This window comes from Oceanobacillus halophilus, assembly GCF_003628505.1.
In the GTDB taxonomy this organism is placed as follows: domain Bacteria; phylum Bacillota; class Bacilli; order Bacillales; family Amphibacillaceae; genus Oceanobacillus; species Oceanobacillus halophilus.
This window is the reverse complement of record NZ_RBZP01000005.1, coordinates 77,589-99,143: the sequence shown is the minus strand read 5'-3', so window position 1 is coordinate 99,143 and position 21,555 is coordinate 77,589. Positions and strand designations below refer to the sequence as shown.

General features: G+C 36.6%; 23 protein-coding genes and 2 tRNA genes. 16 read left to right on the top strand and 9 right to left on the bottom strand.

The features are described from left to right. Positions 1-18: 18 nt before the first annotated feature. From D8M06_RS08905 to D8M06_RS08895, 3 genes are read right to left on the bottom strand one after another with little or no spacing between them, the layout of a single operon-like run. On the bottom strand, positions 19-558 hold the full coding sequence (locus tag D8M06_RS08905; RefSeq protein ID WP_121204046.1) for a Gx transporter family protein: 540 nt from the start codon (positions 556-558) through the stop codon (positions 19-21). A gap of 54 nt (positions 559-612) precedes the next feature. Further along, the gene (locus tag D8M06_RS08900) at positions 613-1,035 is read right to left on the bottom strand and encodes a NusG domain II-containing protein (protein WP_121204045.1); all 423 of its coding nucleotides are present in this window, start codon (positions 1,033-1,035) and stop codon (positions 613-615) included. A gap of 48 nt (positions 1,036-1,083) precedes the next feature. Continuing rightward, positions 1,084-3,003 (bottom strand): FAD-dependent oxidoreductase, encoded by a 1,920-nt coding sequence (locus D8M06_RS08895; RefSeq protein WP_121204044.1) that lies wholly within the window; start codon positions 3,001-3,003, stop codon positions 1,084-1,086. Positions 3,004-3,409: 406 nt separating this feature from the next. On the opposite strand from D8M06_RS08895, the gene D8M06_RS08890 reads away from it, so the two are divergent. The 10 genes from D8M06_RS08890 to D8M06_RS08845 all read left to right on the top strand — a co-directional run bounded on the left by D8M06_RS08890 (position 3,410) and on the right by D8M06_RS08845 (position 12,836). Then, positions 3,410-4,468, top strand: a complete 1,059-nt coding sequence (locus tag D8M06_RS08890) for an FAD:protein FMN transferase (protein ID WP_421904213.1) — start codon at positions 3,410-3,412, stop codon at positions 4,466-4,468. 14 nt (positions 4,469-4,482) lie between these two features. Beyond that, the gene (menA, locus tag D8M06_RS08885; protein WP_121204042.1) at positions 4,483-5,424 is read left to right on the top strand and encodes a 1,4-dihydroxy-2-naphthoate polyprenyltransferase; all 942 of its coding nucleotides are present in this window, start codon (positions 4,483-4,485) and stop codon (positions 5,422-5,424) included. A gap of 14 nt (positions 5,425-5,438) precedes the next feature. Further along, positions 5,439-6,251, top strand: coding sequence for an energy-coupling factor transporter ATPase (locus D8M06_RS08880; RefSeq protein WP_121204041.1), 813 nt, complete (start codon positions 5,439-5,441; stop codon positions 6,249-6,251). Continuing rightward, positions 6,242-7,099 carry an energy-coupling factor transporter ATPase gene (locus D8M06_RS08875; RefSeq protein ID WP_121204143.1) on the top strand — a complete coding sequence of 286 codons (858 nt, stop codon included), beginning with the start codon at positions 6,242-6,244 and terminating at the stop codon, positions 7,097-7,099. Before D8M06_RS08880 ends, D8M06_RS08875 begins: the two co-directional genes overlap by 10 nt. Further along, the gene (locus tag D8M06_RS08870) at positions 7,096-7,905 is read left to right on the top strand and encodes an energy-coupling factor transporter transmembrane component T family protein (RefSeq protein ID WP_121204040.1); all 810 of its coding nucleotides are present in this window, start codon (positions 7,096-7,098) and stop codon (positions 7,903-7,905) included. The genes D8M06_RS08875 and D8M06_RS08870 overlap by 4 nt, the downstream gene beginning before the upstream one ends. A 147-nt stretch (positions 7,906-8,052) precedes the next feature. Continuing rightward, positions 8,053-9,729, top strand: coding sequence for a formate--tetrahydrofolate ligase (locus tag D8M06_RS08865; RefSeq protein WP_121204039.1), 1,677 nt, complete (start codon positions 8,053-8,055; stop codon positions 9,727-9,729). Between the two features lie 60 nt (positions 9,730-9,789). Further along, a complete protein-coding gene (locus D8M06_RS08860) occupies positions 9,790-11,061 on the top strand; it encodes a bifunctional folylpolyglutamate synthase/dihydrofolate synthase (protein ID WP_121204038.1) in 1,272 nt (423 codons plus the stop codon). Positions 11,062-11,083: 22 nt separating this feature from the next. After that, positions 11,084-11,641: a GTP cyclohydrolase I FolE gene (folE, locus tag D8M06_RS08855; RefSeq protein ID WP_206613287.1), complete on the top strand. Its 558-nt coding sequence runs from the start codon at positions 11,084-11,086 to the stop codon at positions 11,639-11,641. Positions 11,642-11,645: 4 nt separating this feature from the next. Then, positions 11,646-12,224, top strand: a complete 579-nt coding sequence (locus D8M06_RS08850) for a 5-formyltetrahydrofolate cyclo-ligase (protein ID WP_241558914.1) — start codon at positions 11,646-11,648, stop codon at positions 12,222-12,224. Positions 12,225-12,443: 219 nt separating this feature from the next. Further along, entirely contained in the window at positions 12,444-12,836 is a 393-nt protein-coding gene (locus D8M06_RS08845) for a VOC family protein (RefSeq protein WP_121204036.1), read from the top strand. Between the two features lie 41 nt (positions 12,837-12,877). On the opposite strand, the gene D8M06_RS08840 is transcribed toward D8M06_RS08845, so the two are convergent. Continuing rightward, positions 12,878-14,407, bottom strand: a complete 1,530-nt coding sequence (locus tag D8M06_RS08840) for a DHA2 family efflux MFS transporter permease subunit (RefSeq protein WP_121204035.1) — start codon at positions 14,405-14,407, stop codon at positions 12,878-12,880. A gap of 272 nt (positions 14,408-14,679) precedes the next feature. Between D8M06_RS08840 and D8M06_RS08835 the strand changes: the two genes are divergently transcribed. The 3 genes from D8M06_RS08835 to fosB all read left to right on the top strand — a co-directional run bounded on the left by D8M06_RS08835 (position 14,680) and on the right by fosB (position 16,595). Then, entirely contained in the window at positions 14,680-15,573 is an 894-nt protein-coding gene (locus D8M06_RS08835) for a TetR/AcrR family transcriptional regulator (RefSeq protein WP_121204034.1), read from the top strand. Positions 15,574-15,678: 105 nt separating this feature from the next. After that, a complete protein-coding gene (locus D8M06_RS08830) occupies positions 15,679-16,161 on the top strand; it encodes a GNAT family N-acetyltransferase (RefSeq protein WP_121204033.1) in 483 nt (160 codons plus the stop codon). Positions 16,162-16,166: 5 nt separating this feature from the next. Continuing rightward, the gene (gene fosB / locus D8M06_RS08825) at positions 16,167-16,595 is read left to right on the top strand and encodes a metallothiol transferase FosB (RefSeq protein ID WP_194074627.1); all 429 of its coding nucleotides are present in this window, start codon (positions 16,167-16,169) and stop codon (positions 16,593-16,595) included. Between the two features lie 34 nt (positions 16,596-16,629). On the opposite strand, the gene D8M06_RS08820 is transcribed toward fosB, so the two are convergent. The 3 genes from D8M06_RS08820 to D8M06_RS08810 all read right to left on the bottom strand — a co-directional run bounded on the left by D8M06_RS08820 (position 16,630) and on the right by D8M06_RS08810 (position 18,904). Then, a tRNA-Ser gene (locus D8M06_RS08820) sits at positions 16,630-16,722 on the bottom strand. A gap of 127 nt (positions 16,723-16,849) precedes the next feature. Continuing rightward, positions 16,850-17,302 (bottom strand): NAD(P)H-dependent oxidoreductase, encoded by a 453-nt coding sequence (locus tag D8M06_RS08815; protein WP_241558913.1) that lies wholly within the window; start codon positions 17,300-17,302, stop codon positions 16,850-16,852. A gap of 561 nt (positions 17,303-17,863) precedes the next feature. Next, entirely contained in the window at positions 17,864-18,904 is a 1,041-nt protein-coding gene (locus D8M06_RS08810; protein WP_121204030.1) for a C45 family autoproteolytic acyltransferase/hydrolase, read from the bottom strand. A gap of 221 nt (positions 18,905-19,125) precedes the next feature. On the opposite strand from D8M06_RS08810, the gene D8M06_RS08805 reads away from it, so the two are divergent. Continuing rightward, positions 19,126-19,347 (top strand): heavy-metal-associated domain-containing protein, encoded by a 222-nt coding sequence (locus D8M06_RS08805; protein WP_121204029.1) that lies wholly within the window; start codon positions 19,126-19,128, stop codon positions 19,345-19,347. Between the two features lie 133 nt (positions 19,348-19,480). Here D8M06_RS08805 and D8M06_RS08800 read toward each other — a convergent pair. After that, a tRNA-Thr gene (locus D8M06_RS08800) sits at positions 19,481-19,553 on the bottom strand. 234 nt (positions 19,554-19,787) lie between these two features. Here D8M06_RS08800 and D8M06_RS08795 point away from each other — a divergent pair. Then, on the top strand, positions 19,788-20,348 hold the full coding sequence (locus D8M06_RS08795) for an NADPH-dependent FMN reductase (protein WP_121204028.1): 561 nt from the start codon (positions 19,788-19,790) through the stop codon (positions 20,346-20,348). A 52-nt stretch (positions 20,349-20,400) separates the two neighbouring features. Here the strand turns inward: D8M06_RS08795 and D8M06_RS08790 are convergent, their stop codons facing one another. Beyond that, complete coding sequence (locus D8M06_RS08790; RefSeq protein WP_121204027.1) at positions 20,401-20,787, bottom strand: hypothetical protein; 387 nt, start codon at positions 20,785-20,787, stop codon at positions 20,401-20,403. 408 nt (positions 20,788-21,195) lie between these two features. On the opposite strand from D8M06_RS08790, the gene D8M06_RS08785 reads away from it, so the two are divergent. Continuing rightward, the gene (locus D8M06_RS08785) at positions 21,196-21,489 is read left to right on the top strand and encodes a WXG100 family type VII secretion target (protein WP_121204026.1); all 294 of its coding nucleotides are present in this window, start codon (positions 21,196-21,198) and stop codon (positions 21,487-21,489) included. The last annotated feature ends 66 nt before the right edge of the window (positions 21,490-21,555 follow it).

The following is a 21,555-nucleotide window of genomic DNA, read 5'->3' as shown; positions in this document are numbered from 1 at the left end:
TTATGTCAACACGTTAGATTAACGCGTATAATTTAACTCTTGTAAACTTCGATAATATTGAAGTTTTTCCACATGATTTAGTAAATAATTTGCAATGATACCAATAGCAATCCCAGATAGAATGCCAATAAAAGATAATACAGGTAGGTAGAGGAGGACGGTCCAGGTTTGGGCAATCCAGCTGGCTATCGTCAATTGACCGACATTATGCAAAATTGCTCCAGTAACACTGACACCAATTAGGCTAATACGAGAAGGCCCTAATTTTTTAACCCCCCACATTCCTATAAAACTTAATAATGCTCCTGCGCCACTATACATGAAAGTAGAAATTGTTCCACCGAGTAATGTAGCTAAGGTAATTCGAATCATGACAACTTTGCCAGCATCCTTCGTACTCAGTGTGTATAACGCCATACAGGTAATGATGTTGGCTAAACCGAGTTTGGCACCAGGTGCTACAGCAAAAGGAAAGGGAATAGCTCTTTCCAGTAAACTGATTATTACCGCTTGTGCAGCCAGTAATGCAATATAAACGAGGCGCTGGTTATTTGTCATAGTTATAACTTCCAATCTCTAAGATAGGTTAAATAGTCATGCCTTAAACGAAAATTAAGAACTGATAATTATTTCTTCATCCGTTGGCTCATTGGTTGTTGATTGAATTTCTATCACTATTTTGTGTGGTAAACAAACGATGGTTTCACCGGGTTTGGAAATAGCTCCAGTTCGAACACATACTTGATCAGAACAGGTTGCACTCTTTATACGAATATGTTCATGATCTACTTCTACTGTGTTCTTTTCGTGTTCAGATACGACAATATCAAAAACCTCCGTTTCAGTATTGCCAGTTAAAGGAACTCTTCTTGTTTCTTGGTTATCAACTGTAATTACGGCAACAAGCGTAGAATCATTACCTGCTTGTGCAGCTTGTTGGTAAGTAAATATACCAAAAGGCAGAAAAGATAGAAGGATGAGTAACACAATCAGGATAATGTCCCATGTTTTAACCATTTGGAAAAATTCCTTCATATCTTTTCACCTCATTTCATCATTAACAATAGTTAATTGCCGTTTTAATTAAGCACTTCTTTTTTCTGTTTTTGATTTACTTGCTGCAGAACCTTTATGGTCACTGTAAATGGCGCGTTCTTTGCCATACCACCAGTTACCTGCTACTTTTTGTAACCAAGGCACTACATAGTAATCAAGACCAATGGAACGACCTGAACCATTCATAAGAGCGATGGATGCAGGTAATGCCCAAACTTTATCCCAGCCAAGCATGGCAGATAGAGTAAACATTACTAGGAAACCAGCACTTGCTGCACTAGCTAACCAAGTGAATAAACCAAATACGATTGCTAATCCAATACCTAATTCAATAAATACCATCATTTTTTGCATAAAGATAGCCATTTCTGGTGTAGGAAGCATGATTTGCATAATCCATTCGAACCAGCCCCACATTTCACTCAAGATTGGTGTTGCCCATTCTCCGCCACCATCAGCAGCAGCTTCACTAGCACCACTTGTTGCGGTTTGTAACCATTCAAAAGGCATGTTGACTGTGTTGCCTGTTAACCAAGAATCTTCGCCTAATCCTTTAAACAATAGAGGGATATTACTAAAACTTGATGTTGCTTCTTTCCAGGTCGATTCTCCCCAAATCTTCGCACCTGCTTCAACTAACCAGAAACCACCAACGAAGAGTCGTAATGGTAAGCTCCATAGGACATTCCCAGTGCGTGTGATGGTATCACGGAAAATATTACGTTTGTCTTTTGTTTGGAAAAATTCATGCATAATATAATGGAACATATAATAGCCGCTTCTTATACCAAAGAAGTAATATAAATTAACCATGTGTTTCATAAAGTTAGCTAACCAGCCGCTTAGGCGAAGCCCCATTAGGTTAGCGACACCATATCTTGCACCGATGGATACCATCGTACCGTGATATTTACCTTCATATGCTTCTTTTTCACCATTATCAATTTCAGCAATAATAGATTTTGCAGCTGTCATACCAGTTTGTTCTGCTGCTTCTACGATTTGTGGAGTTGGTTTTCCTTCTTCTTCTTCAAAGTAAGCCAAGTCACCTATTACATAAACATTCTCGTAACCTTCAGCTTCCATGTACTCATTTACTTTTAGTCTTCCAGCTCTTGCAGAAGGTATACCATAATCTTCTGTATCAGAGTTAGCTTTCACACCTGCTGTCCAGATTAAGGTATGGGTCGGTAATTCTTCACCTGATTTTAATACCACTCTGTCTTCTTTCACTTCTACAATTGGTGAACTTTTTAGGATTTTAACTCCTTTTTTCACTAGGTAAGATTCTGCTTTATCTGCACTCTTACGATCTAGCATATTCAAAATGGTTGGTGCTGCTTCGACAACATATAAGCTAATATCATCTTCATCTAACTTATTTTCTTTTGCTAGACGATATTTCCATTCGATTAATTCCCCAACCATTTCAATACCGGTAAAGCCAGAACCACAAACAGTAAAAGTAAGCATTGCTTTACGTTTTTCTGGATCATGTTCTAATGCTGCACGTTTTGTAACATCTTCTAATTGATGTCTCACTTTCATGGCATCTTCCCATGACCATAATGTAAATCCATGTTCTTGTACGCCTGGTGTACCAAAATCGTTTGGTTCTCCACCCATACCAAGCACTAAATAATCAAAAGGGAAAGATCCATGTTCTGTTGTAACAGTTTTGGTTTTATAATCCACGTTTGTAACGTTGTCTGTGACAAGTTTCACTTTTGTTCGGTTGAATAACCTTCTTAAATCAAATTGAATGGCATCTGGTTCTACGCGATGCGCAGCTACTTCGTGTAACTCTGTCATCATCGTGTGATAAGAATGTCTATCTATTAATGTAATAGAAACAGAGTCATCATTTTTGTATTTCTTTGCTAACTTCTTGGCTGCATGGACGCCGGCATAACCTGCTCCAATAATTACAATATTTTTTTCAGCCATTTGTTTCACTCCCTTGAATTATTTATCACTGTAGAAATATTGATAATGTGAATATATGAACAATTGTATTGTATAATTAAATGGTTTATTTGTCTATAGAAAAATGTAATTTAATTCACAAATAATTGTGGGATGTCACATATTAGTAAAATGTAAATTGCGTATCTACTATATAAAATGTATATATAATAGTGAATATATAAATGCCATAAACTCTTCATAAATTTGTCTAGACAATATATGAATATAGATGTAAAATTAAAACGTAAACTATATTGTGATTGTTTTCACAATAGGTAAGTGATATTTTAATCGTGAAGTTTTCACTTATATTAGTTGAAAAAACTTTCGTTCGATATGGAAATAATAATATGAATAAAAGTCAAAATGAAAGGAGCAAGGTATGGTGAATAACAAGGTAATTATTTTTATTTTATTAGCTATTATATTGATAATAACTGGCTGTTCCAATGACCCAGAAACACATGCAGAAAAGTTAAATCTAATCGAAAACCCATATAAACAGACAGAGTTTTTGTTAGGGACCGTGGTTACGATAAAAATTTATGATGAGGGTAAGGAAGAAGTTCTAGGTTTAGTCTTTGACAAAATAGAGGAACTGGATCAAAAGATTACGGCTGATGAAGAAGGCTCTGAGATTAATACGATTAATGACAAGGCTGGAGAAGAAGCGGTAAACGTCTCTGAAGATATATTCCAACTTATTACGGAAGGGAAAAATTACAGCGAAGTAGCGGAAGGATCTTTTGATATTACGATTGGTCCGCTTACAAAGCTTTGGCATATTGGTTTTGATGATGCAAGAAAACCGGAGCAAGCGGAAATTGATGAGATTTTACCGTTAATTAATTACAAAAAAGTAGAATTAAATGAGAAAAATAAAAAGGTCTTTCTGAAAGATAAGGGTATGCGGATGGACTTAGGAGCGATTGCGAAAGGCTATATCGCTGATGAGGTAGTGCAACTATTAAAAGAAAACGGAGTTACAACAGCAATTATTGACTTGGGTGGAAATATTTTTGTTATGGGAAATCACTATTCGGGTAATCCATGGACCGTTGGGATTCAGGACCCATTTTCAGGTAGAGGGGACACAATCGGAAAATTGAAAGCTTCCAATAAATCAATCGTTACATCAGGAATATATGAAAGATACTTGGAAGTGGATGGTGTGAAATATCATCACCTATTAAATCCAAAGGACGGCTATCCATTTAATAACAAACTGGCAAGTGTATCTATTATAAGTGACAAATCCATCGATGGAGATGCCTTATCAACTGTCTTATTCTCAAAAGGTCTTCAGGATGGATTGGACTTCATTCATGAATTAGAAGGTGTCGAAGCAATTTTTATTATGGAAGATAAGACTATTTATACAACAGATGGTCTTACCGATAATTTTGAAATAACCAATGAGCAATTTACGTTTGGAAATGAGTAAGGGGGAGATTATTCGTGTCACTACCGACATTTTTAAAATTAGTAGAAATTCAAACAAAATTAGCTAGTCTATTTCCATTTATTGTCGGACTGCTATTTGTTATTTACCGTTTTGATGCCTTTGACCCTGTAAACACCATTATATTTTTCAGTGGAATGTTGATATTTGATTTAACTACAACAGCAATTAATAATTATATGGATTATAAAAAAGCAACAAGTGAAATTTATAAGAAGGAATCTAACATAATCGGTCAGAAAGAGATTCCGGAGTGGCTGGTTGTTACAACGATTTTGACCATGCTGTCTATTGCAACAACTCTAGGAATCTGGCTTGTTTTTCGAACAGATTTATTTGTCCTATTCATTGGTATGGTTTGCTTTGGTATTGGTATTTTCTATACATTTGGTCCGATTCCGCTATCACGTATGCCTTTGGGTGAGGTGTTCTCGGGTGTTACAATGGGATTCGGAATTACGTTTTTAATTATCTACGTAAATGCATTTGACCAAGGAATAGCGAATCTTCTATTAACTGGACGTACATTAAGTTTCGAAATGGATATTCTGTTGATGCTGGAGATTTTCTGGATTTCCCTTCCTTGTATATTTACGATTGCCAATATCATGCTAGCTAATAATATTTGTGATTTAGAAGATGATATAAAAAATAAACGATTTACCCTTCCATATTATATAGGAAGAAAAAATGCAGTGCGTTTATTTGATGCCCTTTATATTTTTTCCTTCCTTGCCATTTTAAGTGCTGTTAGTTTTAATGTACTGCCATTGGTAATGTTACTCGTATTAATTGTGGGTGTGCCAGTATTTCAGCATGTTCATAAGTTTAATCAAAAACAAAGCAAAGCAGAGACGTTCTCTGTATCGTTAAAAAATATGGTTCTTGTCAATGGCTCCATGGTTGCAGCGTTGATCATAGCTATTATTGTTTTATAGAAAGGAGCAACTACATGTTACCCCCTCGATTACAAGTTGAACAGTTGACATTCCGTTATGATGAACGGAAGCAGGAAAACACATTGGAGAATGTTTCATTTACGGTGCAAAAAGGGGAGTGGTTAGCTGTAGTTGGTCATAACGGTTCTGGTAAATCTACCTTGGCTAGGCTTCTAGTTGGTTTGTTAACACCGAATGAAGGAAGTGTTCATATTAATGGTATCAAGTTGGACGAAGACTCGAAGTGGAAGCTTCGCAGTCAAATCGGATTAATTTTTCAAAATCCGGAAAACCAGTTTATTGGTACGACTGTTAAAGATGATGTTGCTTTTGCTTTAGAAAACATGAACATGGCCTATGATGAAATGAAAGTGCGTGTAGAGCAAGCGCTAGAGATGGTTGGTTTAGAGGATTTCGCCGAGTATGATCCCTCCCGTTTATCTGGTGGACAAAAACAACGAGTCGCTATTGCTGGGCTTCTTGCCCTAAATCCTTCCATTCTTATTTTAGATGAAGCGATGGTGATGTTAGATCCTAAGAGCAGAAAAGAATTAATGGAAACGCTAAGCAACTTAAAAACAAATAATCATATCACGATTATTTCTATTACGCATGATATGAATGAAGCTCAGGCTGCAGATAGAATTCTGATGTTAAGTAGTGGGCAGATTCTTCATGATGGAGAGCCGGCGGAAGTTTTTCAAAAAGAACCTACGTTAGATGTTCCGTTTGCTGAGCAACTTAGACGAGAACTGGAGAATCGAGGCAGCAAGGTTCCTGATGGATATATGACAGAAGATGAAATGGTGCGATGGTTATGCAGATAAGATTAGATACAGTAACAGCGGATTATCGGGTCGGTCCAATTCGTAGTCCGAAAATATTAAATGCAGTAAGTACAACGGTGAAATCCAAGTCGTTTTCTGCGGTTGTTGGTCATACAGGTTCAGGGAAGTCCAGCTTACTGAAATTGACAAACGGTTTATTGCTGCCAACAAGTGGACAGGTCGAAATAGGTGACCACATTATAAAATCGGAAAACCCAAAAAAGTCGGTGAAAGCAGCCAGGAAAAAGGTAGGAATGGTATTTCAATTTCCTGAGTCTCAATTATTTGCTGAAACGGTAGAAAAGGATATTATTTTCGGACCACTTAACTTCGGTATGTCAGTGGAAGAAGCAAAAGTAATTGCAAAAGAAGTTATTGTACAGGTTGGTCTAGAGGTTTCAATATTGAAAAAATCCCCATTTTCTTTATCAGGGGGACAAAAAAGAAGAGTTGCAATTGCCGGGATCTTAGCGATGAATCCTGATATTTTAGTTTTAGATGAACCTGGAGCAGGGCTAGATCCAAAAGGAAAAAAAGAAATTATGTCGCTGATTCGTTCATGGCATGAAGAAAAAGGATTGACTACCATATTTGTAACCCATGATATGGATGACGTAGCGTTGTATGCAGATGAAGTGATTGTCATGGAAAAAGGCAGCATCGCATTTCAAGGGACTGTCAGAGATGCTTTCCGTGATGCTGACAGAGTACGTAATTGGCATCTGGAGCTTCCAGAAGCAAGAAGGTTTCAGTTAAAACTAGAGAAAGAAAAAGCAGTATCATTACCTAGGGTTTGTTTAACGCTAAATGAGTTAGCAGACGTGTTGATTGAGGTGGGGCTCGCATGAATAAGTTAATTTTAGGCAGATATTTCCCAGGCGATTCTATTCTTCACCAAATGGATGCACGAGCAAAGCTGCTTGCAGGTATATATTTTATTTTTGTATTATTTATTGCTAATAACTGGTTATCTTACGTGCTGCTTTGGTTATTTACTTTCTTTGTCATGCGTCTATCTGGAGTGAAATTTCGTGTTTATTTTCGAGGCGTACGTCCGCTGATCTGGCTAATTATATTTACCGTTTTCTTGCAGATTTTATTTACTGCTGGTGGCGAAATTTATATTGACTGGGGTCCGATTACTATTTCCGAGTTTGGTTTAATTAATGGTGTTTATATCTTTAGCCGATTTGTGATGATCATTTTCATTTCCACTGTTGTTACACTGACAACAAAACCAATTGATTTAACAGATGCTATCAATTATTTGCTTCACCCACTACGACGGTTAAAAGTTCCGGTAGATGAAATTTCCTTAATGCTATCTATTTCTTTACGGTTTATTCCTAATTTATTGGATGAAACGCAAAAGGTCATGGATGCTCAACGTGCTAGGGGAACAGAATTTGGCGAGGGATCACTAGTTCAGCAAATGAAAAAGATAGTCCCTATATTTTTACCATTATTTGTAAGTTCTTTGAATCGGGCAGAGGACATGGCAAATGCAATGGAGGTTAGAGGGTATCAATCAAGTAAACCAAGATCCTCTTTCCGACGTTTAAACTGGCATGGCAGAGATACCATTGGTTTATTGGTGATGGTTTTATTGACAATAGTGTTGGTTATGTTGCGAACAGAAGCGCACGTTTATTAGAAGAAGTCTTCTCTTGTGATTAAAGAGGGGGCTTTTTTCTATTTTTATAGTTTTTTTGCAAATGCTATTGTACACAATGAATTATTTTTTGTCGATTAACAACCTTTTGCTCTATAATAGGATTATCGCAAGGAGGGAAATCAATTAATGGCATATAAATCAGACATCGAAATTGCACAAGAAGTGGAAATCAAGCCAATTGAAGAAATAGCTGAAACAGCAGGCATCGAACGAAGTGATTTAGAATTATATGGTGATTATAAAGCGAAAATAAATTATAACGCCATGGATAAATTGCAAGATAGAGAAGATGGAAAATTAATCCTTGTTACTGCGATTTCACCAACACCAGCAGGAGAAGGGAAGACGACTACAGCAGTTGGATTGGGTGATGGATTGAAGCGTTTAGGCGAGAAGGCGATGATTGCTATCAGGGAGCCCTCCTTAGGTCCGGTATTTGGGATTAAAGGTGGAGCAGCTGGTGGTGGATATGCTCAAGTGGTTCCAATGGAAGATATTAATTTACATTTTACTGGTGATTTTCATGCTATTGGTGCGGCAAATAATTTACTTGCAGCCATGTTAGACAACCATATTCATCAGGGAAATGAATTGCAAATCGATACACGTAAGATTACTTGGAAACGCGCTGTAGATATGAATGACCGACAATTGCGATTTATCGTAGGTGGACTTCAAGGTAAAACGAATGGTGTCCCTAGAGAAGATGGTTTTGATATTACGGTAGCGTCTGAGATTATGGCAGTACTTTGTCTGTCTAATTCAATTGCTGAGTTGAAAGCCAAGCTAGAACAAATAATTATTGGTTATACATATGATGACAAACCGGTTACTGCAGGAGATTTGTACGCACATGGAGCGATGGCAGCTTTGTTAAAAGATGCATTAAAACCGAATCTAGTACAGACATTAGAACATACACCAGCTATTGTTCATGGTGGCCCTTTTGCCAACATTGCACACGGATGTAATAGTGTCATGGCAACAAAAATGGCATTAAAATATGCGGACTATGTAGTGACAGAAGCTGGATTTGGTGCAGATTTAGGTGCAGAAAAGTTCTTTGATATTAAATGCCGGTTATCTGGAGTAAAGCCATCCGCAGTTGTGTTAGTAGCAACAATTAGAGCATTAAAAATGCATGGAGGAGTTGCGAAATCTGAATTAGATGGTGAAAACTTGACAGCACTGGAAGCAGGATTGCCCAATTTAATGAAGCATTTAGAAAATATTCAAGATGTCCATGGTATGCCTGCAGTGGTTGCTATCAATAAATTCCCAACAGATACAGAAGCGGAGATAAATTTAATAAAAACAAGATGCAAGGAATATGGAGTCGAAGTGGTTCTCTCCGATGTGTGGGGAAACGGTGGTAGAGGAGCAGAAGATGTAGCCAAAGCAGTCATACGATTAGCGGAAGGATATAAACAACACAAGTATGTCTATGAATTGGATGACAGTATTACGAAGAAGATTGAAAAAGTGGTGCAAAAGGTATACGGCGGAAATGGCATTCAATTAACGCGGGAAGCTGCAAGGGAAATCGACAGACTCGAAAACTTAGGATTTGGAAATATACCTATTTGCATGGCGAAGACCCAGTATTCTTTCTCGGATGACCCATCGAAAATAGGACGGCCAGAAGATTTTACCGTAACAATTACGAATGTCAAAGTCTCTGCGGGGGCGGGGTTTATTGTAGTGCTGACAGGGAAAATAATGACGATGCCAGGCTTACCAAAAAGACCAGCAGCAGAAAGAATAGATGTTGATGAACAAGGCCAAATTCACGGTTTGTTTTAAAAAGTGTATTTAATTATTCAAGGATAAACCTAATCAAATAGAAGTATAAGGAGAACATTCATGATTTATGAGGAAGCAATTCAGTATATCAACAGTCCCAAGTACCATGGAATGAAACTGGGACTCGACAATATCAGGGCATTAATGGCAGCACTGGGAAACCCACAGAAACAGTTGAAATTCATTCATGTTGCAGGGACAAATGGCAAAGGTTCGGTAGCATCCTATCTTGCCCATATCTTGACAGAAGCTGGCTATAAAACAGGATTGTTCACTTCCCCTTACATAGAACAGTTTAATGAAAGAATTCAAGTCAATCATGAAAAAATCTCTAATGAATCACTCGGTAAAATAACTGGTGAAGTGAAAGAAAAAATATTAGAAATGAAACAAAATCCAACTGAATTTGAAATCATAACAGCAATTTCATTTCAATATTTCTATGAGCAACAGTGTGATATAGTTGTTCTGGAAGTAGGTCTAGGCGGAAAGCTTGATTCGACTAATGTCATTGATACACCTATATTGTCTGTCATTACTCCAATCAGTTATGATCATCAATCGTTTCTCGGTACAACACTGACAGAAATAGCTGGAGAAAAAGCAGGCATTATAAAGGAAAATGCGAAAGTACTGCTATACCCACAGGATAAGGACGCAGAAGAAGTAATTTATCAAGCTGCTCGAGAGAAAAATGCGGTAGTCTATCAACCAGATTTTGGAGCTATCAAAGATGTTCGCAGTAGCTTAACAGGGCAGTATTTCAGTTATCAATCTTATCAGGATCTGCAAATTAGCCTACTTGGAGAACACCAACTGAAAAATGCAGCACTAGCTATTGAAGCGGTGCATTTGCTGAATGAAGCAGGATTTTCGGTCCATGATGCAACATTGCGAAAAGGGTTAAGCAAAACAACTTGGCCAGGTCGCTTTGAAATCATTCATCAGAACCCCGTTGTTGTAATTGATGGAGCCCATAACATTGACAGTATTCAAGCATTAGTAGATAATTTAACAAAGTATTTTTCAAAGAAAAAAATCATTGCTATTCTCGGGGTTCTGAAAGATAAAGACGTTGATAAGATTTTAGAGGAAGTCTCACCAGTAATTAATCAGTTTATTACTGTAACACCAGATAGTCCTCGAGCAGTGGGCGCCGAGGAACTGGCAACACTTTTAGAAGAAAAAAATATACCTGTCACTTCAAGCGAAACATATGAAGAAGCGGTTCAATTAGCGTTTCAGGAAGCACGGGAAGACGACGTGATTTGTGCTTTTGGATCTCTTTATTATATCGGAGCAGTCCGGAGAATAGTTAGAAATAGAAAATAGGAAAGAAATGAGGCAGCAAATAATGGATAAAGAAAAGATTGCATCAGCGGTCAAAATGATTTTAGAAGCAATAGGAGATGACCCAGATAGACAGGGATTGCTTGATACTCCGAAACGTGTTGCGAATATGTATGAAGAAGTATTTGCAGGGCTTTCGAAAAACCCAGCTATTCACTGTGAAACAGTTTTTGAAGAGCAGCATGAGGAAATGGTACTCGTTAAAGATATTCCGTTTTCATCCATGTGTGAACATCATTTGGTTCCATTTATAGGAGAAGCGCACGTTGCATATATACCAAAGAATGGTCGTGTGATTGGATTAAGCAAAATAGCAAGAATTGTGGATGATATCAGCAAACGACCTCAACTTCAGGAGCGTATTACAAAATCTGTCGCTGATTTATTAATGGAAGAATTGGATCCTGTTGGTGTGATGGTCGTACTGGAAGCAGAACATATGTGTATGAGTATCCGTGGTGTGAACAAACAAGGGGCGAAAACCGTAACAAGCGCAGTGCGTGGTTCATTCCATTCAAATAGCAAATCAAGAAATGAAGTACTAGCACTTATTAATAAATAGATTTGTGGAGGGGTTTCCGCTGGATAAATCAGAACTTCGAAAATCTGCTATCGCAAAGCTGAAACATTTAGCTGACACCGAGAAAGAGCAAATTGACAAGCAATTGACGAGCAATTTAATCAGATCAAATCTTTGGACTGAGGCGAAAACTATTGGGATAACTGTGTCACAAGGTTTTGAATGGGATACAAAATCAATCATCGAAGAAGCATGGGAACAGGGGAAGACGGTCGCGGTTCCCAAATGTCTCCCAAAAGCGAAAAAAATGGATTTCTATAAATTAGAAAATTTCCATCAGCTGGAAAAAGTCTATTACAATCTACTCGAACCAAAGCCAGAAGAAACAGAGAAAATGGATAAAAATGAAATGGATTTGTTAATTGTTCCTGGATTAGTTTTTGATAAAAAAGGATATCGAATTGGTTTTGGAGGAGGTTTTTATGACCGGTTCCTAACAGATTATTCGAATGACACCATAGCATTACTACACTCTTCACAACTTGTGGAGAGTGTGCCGAGAGAATCATATGATATTCCGGTAGAAAATATAGTGACAGAGGCTGGTTTAGTTAGTTTATTATAATTTACTCCATTAAGTATTTATTTTTGTTAAAGTGAACCGCAGTTTATATAAATGTAAAGTCATGTTAAAAGCGACATTTTTCAGAAAAGAGAGTTTAATCTAAGAGAACATAAAAGAAGATTTTCTTTCTTGTGTTCTCTTTTGGCTTAATTGTGAGGTTCTCTATTTAAATAATATTCAGATAATATATAATTGTTTATAAAGGGAGGAGATGAATTTATGCAGTTAACTCATACTAGACTTTTAATAGACAATTATCGGGAGTGCTTTTTATTTTATCGGGATATTTTAGGATTAGCAGTTTCATGGGGGGATGAGGATTCTAATTATGCAGACTTTGAAGTAACTCCATCCTATAAGTTAGCAATATTTGATCGCAGGCAAATGGTAGAATCTCTTGGAAAGAATCATACGACCCTTGAGACTGCTCAAGATACATCGATGTTAATATTCAGAGTAGATAGTGTAGAAGAAACCTATTCAAAATTAAAGGATAAAGTATCGTTTATAACAGAACCGGTAAGCAGGGAAGACTGGGGAATTAAGGTTGCGCAATTTCGCGACCCGTCAGGAACTTTAATTGAAATCAATGAAGACCTTGGAAATATGTAAAAAAAACTCCCTTTGAAAATAAATCAGAGGGAGTTTTTATACTATTTTTCTACTGCTACAACAGCTTTGGAGGAACTTGCTTTCTTTTTATTATTAATCTGGCCATCTGTTCCAACTCGCTGGATGAAGAATGCGAGTATCAGTGCAAGACCAGCAATAAATGTTGAAACCAAGAGTGAAAAATTAATTCCATTTAACATTGCTTCGTTCATCATTTGAGCTTGCATTTCTGCTAATGCTTGTTGACTCATAGCAGGATCCATCGTAGCCATTGCTTTATTCGCTAGTTCTTCTGCTCTTGTTTCGGTGCGGTTATTCATCACCGTAATTAAGAGAGCAGAACCTATCGCACCGGATACTTGCTGCAGGGTGTTATTCATGGCGGTACCGTGAGGGTAGTCCTTGGCAGGAAGCTGATTTAACCCGTTTGTCATGATTGGCATCATTACCATAGACATTCCCAAACTACGAATCGCAAAGAGAATCATTAAGCTAGTATAAGAGATATTCATATCTAATTTGCTAAAATAAAAGGTTGTTATTATCGTAATCGATAGCCCTATAATACCGAGCGTCTTAGCACCATATTTATCAAAAAGTCTACCAGTAATAGGAGACATGAATCCCATAACTAGAGCACCTGGCAACATGAGCAGACCTGCCTCCATTGGTGTAAAGCCACGTACAGTTTGAACATAGATAGGTATTAATATCATTCCAGAGAACATTGCCATCGCTAGTACGATTGAAATAGCTGATGATAATGCGAACATTGGAAACTTAAAGATTCTAAATTCCAGCATTGGTTCTTCCATTTGCATTTGACGAAGAATGAGGGTGACCAATGAAACAACACCTATTATAATGGTTCCATAAACAAACGGACTGGACCATCCATGATCACTAGCTGTACTGAATCCGTATAATAATCCTCCAAATCCGAAACTGGAAAGAATGATAGAGAAGACATCCAGTTTAATATCACGCTGTGGTGTAAGATTTTTCAGTTTGAATATGCCGATTACTAGGGATAGAATGGCAATTGGTACAACTATCTCAAATAGGGTTCTCCAACTGTAATGCTCGACTACCCAACCGGATAGTGTAGGTCCAATTGCAGGTGCGACAATCATTACAAGACCGAAAGTACCCATCGCAGTACCTCTTTTTTCCACTGGAAAAGCAATCAGCATTACATTCATTAGAAGTGGCATCATGACAGCAGAACCAGATGCTTGAATCATACGTCCAACAAGAAGGACACCGAAAGTAGGTGAAACAGCTGCTAAAATAGTACCGATGGTAAATAGCGTCATAGCTGTCAAGAACAACCCTCTGTTTGTAAATCTCTGGATAAAAAATGCACTGGCTGGGATTAGAATCCCATTAATTAGCATGTATCCAGTAGTTAGCCATTGTACCGCTGTTGCATCTACTTCAAATTCCGTCATAATAGACGGGAGTGCAACATTTAATAAGGTTTCGTTTAAGATGGCGACAAACGCTCCAATAAAAAGAATGGCAATCATCCCATATGGAGGGTTGCTGTGTATTGAATTTTTTTCTGTCATTTTCTCATCCCCTGCATTTTCATTTTTGCTCTTTTCGCCCTAGTGTTTAACTAAATCGTATAAGAAAGAGCCTATATATCATCAATAAAATAAAGCCCCACATTTTTTAGAAATAGGGCTTATGATTTTTACGTTTCTTTAGACTTGTAATATTCTATACCGATAGTCTAAAAAAATCAACATCAATTTACATAACAGCAATTAACGTTTGATAAATAAGTGTTTAGTTACTAAAATGATGGTAGACTAGCATTACAAAAAAGGTGGTTTTCATGAATCGAAAACAAAAGCAAATTATTGACGCGGCACAAAAGCTATTTATTAAAAAGGGATATGCATCAACATCCATTCAAGATATTTTAAAGGAAGCCCAAATAGCAAAAGGGACGTTTTATAATTATTTCAGCTCGAAAAACGAGTGTTTAATGGCGATACTGGAATTAGTTAATCAGGAAATTGAGCAGGAACGCAGGCTACTTGTGAGTGAGGGAGAATCAAAAGATTTATCTGTATTTGCCAAACAAATTGAAGTGCGTTTTAACATAGATAAAAAACATAATTTAATGCAGCTCTTTCATTCTGTAACTTTTACGGATGATCAGGTTTTGAAAGATTTTATGACAAAATTATACATGAAAGAGATAAAGTGGATAGCAGAACGGTTTAAAGATATTTATGGAATTGAAATAGAGCGATTCTCATTGGATCATGCTATCTCTTTCTTAGGCATACTCCAGCAAGGGATGCTCGTGACGAAATTTTTCGCGACTACATCCAATGAAGTAGCAGAAGCAATTAAATTTGCACTTAACCAAACGGAAAAAATAATTACCAATTATAAAAATTCAGATGTCGTTCTTATCCATGAAGAATTATTCCATTCCTATTTGTATAAGGAAGAAGATAATAGTACTGACGTCAAAGCAATGATTATATGCAAACTAAATGATTTGCAGGAGAAACTTGATAAAAAATCTGATTATAAAGCTATTAACTATGTGCAATTTTTGTTGGATGAAGTACAGAATGAGGATCCACGCGTATTCTTATTGGAAAGTGTGTTGATGTCCTTACAAAAGATTGCAGGGGGAACGGAGGTTGAGCAAGAAGTAACAGAATTGACAAGGCTAGCTTGGCAATTGATTGATACAGGAGATAAGATGTAGCTCTCATTTATAATGTAGGGCTTTTTTTATTTTTATCAATCAGATGCGATTCCTATCATAAATTGCTAAAATAATAGTAAACCGCTATAGAATTGAGGAGAAACGATGCAGCTTACTATTAGAAAAATGACAGAGAAATATGCAATTGATGTTCTTTGTTGGAAGTATGAGAAACCGTATGATTTCTATAACAACGTACTTACCAGCGGTGCTATTATGGAATTGCTCACGTATAAATATTATGTAGTTTTAGATAAATATAATCATTTAATCGGATATTTCTGTGTTGGCAGGCCTGCGCAAGTTCCGGTTGGAGATCAACATGATGCTTACAAGGAAGACTGTATTGATATCGGAATTGGTATGAAGCCGGAACTGACAGGGAAAGGAAATGGGGAACGGTTCTTTTCTTATATCCTTCGTTTTGTTCAGGAACAGAATCAGCATAAGGATATACGCCTTACAGTTGCTACATTTAATAAAAGGGCTGTTCGCCTTTATGAGAAATTAGGCTTTGTAAAGCAGATTGCATTTGTAAGTGATAATGGTGTGGAATTTATTACGATGAAAAGAGCAGTGAAAAAGTGAGGTGTATGAAATTGGATGTTAAGGGCATCAATCATCTGTTGTTTTCTGTATCTAATCTTGAACGATCGATCGTATTCTATGAAAGTGTCTTTGGTGCAAAACTGTTAGTGAAGGGGAATAAGACGGCGTATTTTGATTTAAAAGGACTATGGTTAGCACTTAATGAGGAGAAAGGGATTCAAAGAAATGAAATTCACGAGTCATATACACATATTGCTTTTTCCATTGAAGAATCGCAATTTGATAGAATTCATACGAATTTACTAGACATGAAGGTAAATATTCTAAAAGGAAGGCCTCGTGATGTAGGAGATAAAAAGTCTATCTATTTCACAGATCCAGATGGGCATAAATTTGAATTTCATACAGGGAGTCTAAAGGATAGATTGGAGTATTATAAGTTGGATAAAAAGCATATGGAGTTCTTTGATTAATAGTTGATATGTATGAAAACTAGCATTCTGGTAATGGAGGAGAAGGTGGGATTCGAACCCACGCAGCAGTTGCCTGCCCTAATGCATTTCGAGTGCATCCCCTTCAGCCGGACTTGGGTACTTCTCCACTATAAATAAGGGGGATCTGTCACTTCCCAACGTTAATTCCAATAAATAATTATAAATAAAACTTCCAAATTTGTCTACACCTTTGAAATAATTTTCGACAAAAATCGGGGAGTGACAGGCACCGCTTAAAATGTTTTGGCTAGATTGGTTGCTTTTTGAATTGCTGTTGAAACGATTTCGTCTGCTTTTTCTGGGTGGTGGTCCATGCCTTCAACAAATAATTGCTCAAAGTCGGTGATTCCTAGAAAATCAAACATGGTTTTTACATATTGGCTTGCTGGATCGGATCCATTGTAAATTCCACCATTTGCTTGAATATGTAAAGCTTTCTTACCTTTTAGCAGGCCAACTGAACCAGTTTCTGTGTATTTAAAGGTTTTCCCAGCGACTGTAATTGCATCAAACCATGCCTTTAAATAAGTTGGAATACTTAAGTTCCAAAGTGGATTTGCAACAATAATCTTGTCCTTATCTAAAAAGCTTTCTGTAAAGGAATCGAAAAGTGTTACTTTATGCTGTTGCGAGTTAGTTAAAGAATGGAAGCGGCCACCTTTATTTAAACTATTCCATGCATCCAACAGTTCCCTATCAATATAAAACGAGAGGAGCGCCTATAAAACGAGAGGAGCGCCTATAAAACGAGAGGAGCGCCTATAAATCGAGAGGAGCGCCTATAAAACGAGAGGAGCGCCTATAAAACGAGAGGAGCGCCTATAAAACGAGAGGAGCGCCTATAAAATGAGAGGAGCGCCTATAAAACGAGAGGAGCGCCTATAAAACGAGAGGAGCGCCTATAAATGGAGAGGAGCGCCTATAAAATCGAGAGGAGCGCCTATAAATCGAGAGGAGCGCCTATAAATGGAGAGGAGCGCCTATGAAAAGAGAGGAGCGCCTATAAAAAGAGAGGAGCACCTATAAATCGAGAGGAGCGCCTATAAAACGAGAGGAGCGCCTATAAAACGAGAGGAGCGCCTATAAAAAGAGAGGAGCGCCTATAAAAAGAGAGGAGCGCCTATAAAAAGAGAGAAACGCCTATAGACCGTGAGAAGCATCTATAAGCCCTGCCTGCGGATAGCGAAGTATTCTGCCGGAGCGAGTGAGATATCATATATGTTGCTTCCCATTTCTCAACATAATAGCTAATCCATATGAGCAAATGGTAAATCTGTATCGATCTGTCCATGAAACTTTTCCATCGTTACGTTCTCTCCTTGAAGCCATTTTTCAAAATCAAACACAACAGGCTCTTGGTTTCCTCCTAAGGCAATCCACGCTTTTAGTTCTTTTGGCAGATAGGCGGAAGTGTGTATTGTGCCTACCCAGTTTTTATATTCTTTCGAGAAAACACCTTTATCTGTATCATTCATCATTTGAAAGGCTGTATGAACGTCAGAAACTTCACTTTTGTGTTTTTTCATTGCATTTAGGCGGTTATATGAATCATCCAAAATACGTTTATTTTCATCCTTTTGCAGCTCAAAGTGATTTGTGCAAACATGAGATTGACGAATATCAACAGACCTGGGAGTTGCTTCTACAATATATGTTTCATTATTTTTATCCAATAAGATATAACTAAATGAATGGCGATGTGGAATTTCTTTTAGGAAAGCAATTGCTTCATCCACACTTGCACAAGTTTCTAAAATCATGCGACCAATCATATGACAAACAAATCCTGCACCCGGTTTTTTTCGATGAATGGAATTGTATCCCATTGCTAACCCTTTCTCGTTCATACCGTCCATTCGACCTGTCACACGCTGTTGTGGTCCAATCACTGCATACCCTTGATCACTTGGTTGATAAATACTGTATCGTCCTTCATAAGTTTTTGGATGATAGTCGTAATTGCGTATTAAATAATCTTTACCAGTGAAAATGGAACAGCCGCTTTTTGGTGTATTTATTCGATAACCTCCGAAGTCGCGTAATATTTCATTCATTGGTGCTTCCATTGCATTCTGCAGACCCTCTAGCTCATCCCACATTCCAGGAGCATACCGATTTAAAATCTGTTTTGTTTCTTGGATATTTACCGTAAATCTTGGTCTTCGCAATTTCCAGAATTTCTTTCGGTTCTTGACAATTAAAGAATTTTTTAATTGCTTTCCTTGCATATATCCAAAATCATAATGACTTCCTCGAAATTGAATAATATCACTGAATATTTCTCTCATTTTATCCATCCTTCAATTAGTGTCTGATTCCAATTTTACATGTAAAAAATATGGATGAAAAGATTTCGCTCTAAACTGCAAATTCTGATTATATTATCTTCATTCACGGTTCATCCTAATATGTGTGAACAATTATTGAAACCTTTATTTTTCTCATGATTTTTATATCAAAATGGTTTAAAATCAATCTGACTTACATGAAAGTTTGGGAGGAAAACAAAATGCAAAAAGCAATTTTTGAACTAGAACCATTAACATGTCCATCTTGCATTAATAATATAGAGAACACATTAAATACAACTAATGGAATATATTCAGCTAGTGTTTCTTTTAGTTCTAAAATGGTAGAAACACAATATGATGAGAAACAAATCAAAGTAGAACAAATTGAAGAGATGATAAAAGAACTAGGTTATCCAGTAATGTTTGCTGAAATTTCATAAGTGTAAAAGACATACCAAATTTGTTAGAATTGGTATGTCTTTTTATTAGGCAGTAATTCGGTCGAGTATGATGTAAAGGATTAAATAAAAAATACTCAAGGGTCCTTTTAAAAGGAACCTTGAGCATTTATGATGCTGGTGAGAGGACTTGAACCCCCGACCCCTTCATTACGAGTGAAGTGCACTACCAACTGTGCTACACCAGCGAATAGAAATTGAAAACCACTATGAAATACATTATAAATAATAATCTTTTTTGTAAAATTCTTCAAGGGGTTTTAGCGATGTTCGAATATTAGAAAACTACAATGTAATAAAACTAAATAACTAGAAAATTTACCCATTATATGAAACAAACGTCACTTGAAGTAATTGCTTTTCTTTGAAATAATAATAGAAGTACTAATAAAGAATACATAAGTATGGAGGAATATATATCTATGAAAATAGTAGCTATGGTTGGTAGTAATCGTAAAGAATCGTATAATATGAAATTAACAAGATATATGCAGAACAGATATGCTGATAAAGTAGAAATTGAAATTTTACCAATTGATCAGCTTCCTTTTTATAACCAGGATGATGAACTAGATCCACCTGAAATTGTTAAAGAAATTAGAGAGAAAATAAAAGAAAGTGATGGAATTTTATTTGCGACACCGGAATACAATGCATCTATTCCAGCTTTGTTAAAAAATGCAATTGACTGGTTCTCTCGAGTAGAGACAGTATTAGTTGATAAACCTGCTATGATCGTCGGAGCATCAATGGGAGCATTAGGAACGGTAAAAGCTCAACTACAATTACGTCAGATTTTAAATGCAGTGAATGTATCCACAAGCACACTACCTGGAAATGAAGTGTATGTGGGATCTGTTCATACTAAAATGGATGACTACGGAAACTTGACAGACCAAGCAACTATCGAATTTATTGATTCTGTAGTAGATAACTTCATCCAATGGGTTGAAAAAACGGTTGTATATGAAAGTGCTTATTAATAAAGAGAAACTCGTCCTTGAATGAAGGGCGAGTTTTTTTGTGTAAAACGGACTAATGCTTGTTTGCTTCCTGACTGCTACTGACGTTAGAATCGAACTCTTTTTTTTTGTAATAATTTAGTGTAACTACATGCGTGATGAGAATAGCAAGTAGATTCAAAAATATAACAAGAAAGAGGAAAGAAGCTGACAAGACATTCATTAATGTGACAGTAGATTTCAAAAGAGGAGAGCCTTCATAATTAGTAGGGTCTTCCTGCAACATCTCTAAAAAGAAAAACGCTGGAATGATAGAAATGAAAATGTTTATTGCTGTTTTCCATCCTGCTTTGTAGTGTTCCTTATTCACACTATTTTTTGAAATCTCATATTGAAAGAAAGAAAAGAGTGTAGCATTTAGTAGTACTAATAATATAAATAAAAGAACGTTTGTATCCATAAGATAAACTTCCTCCACTGTTTCCACTGTTTTAATCAACCTATATTTGACAATATATCATATATTAACCTCTAAAATATTGTCCTTTTGAAAAACGGGGCTAATGAACCAATGAAAATCCATTCACTATTACTTAAGTCATTCTTGTAGCAAAAGTTACAATATACCAATGGATATATTCTTCTGAAGTTAAGGATTCCAATACTTTTGGTTGATATAGACTATATACGTAGACTATATGCTCTATCTTAAATAACTTAGTATGGCCTTCTGTCCTAAATTATGTAAAAACTCTTTAGGGATTTGTGCTTATTTTTTTAAATATTCTGTATGTGTGTAGATATTATCAATCTTTTCTTCTATAATATCAATGGAGATTGAGTTTAATACATTTATGGAGGTAATTTAATGTCTGGCATGATTCGATTAAGCCCGGAAGAATTAGAAAGTATTGCTAAGCGTTATGGTGTAGAAAGTGGTAATGTGATGAACATTATCGGTAATTTAGATGGACTTATGGAAACTTTACATCAAGTATGGGAAGGGAATGCAAAAGAAGCATTTCATGGACAATACGAAGAATTAAGACCATCCTTCTTAAGAATGGTGGAACTGCTAGAAGATGTAAATAGACAGTTAGCTTCTACTGCTCAAACCCTTCGAGAAACCGACGCAAATATTGCAAGTCAAATCCGCGGATAATACAACGATTTGGATGAGAAATAGTGCCGCAATCAGTACTAACTTGCAGGCACTATTTTTATTTGT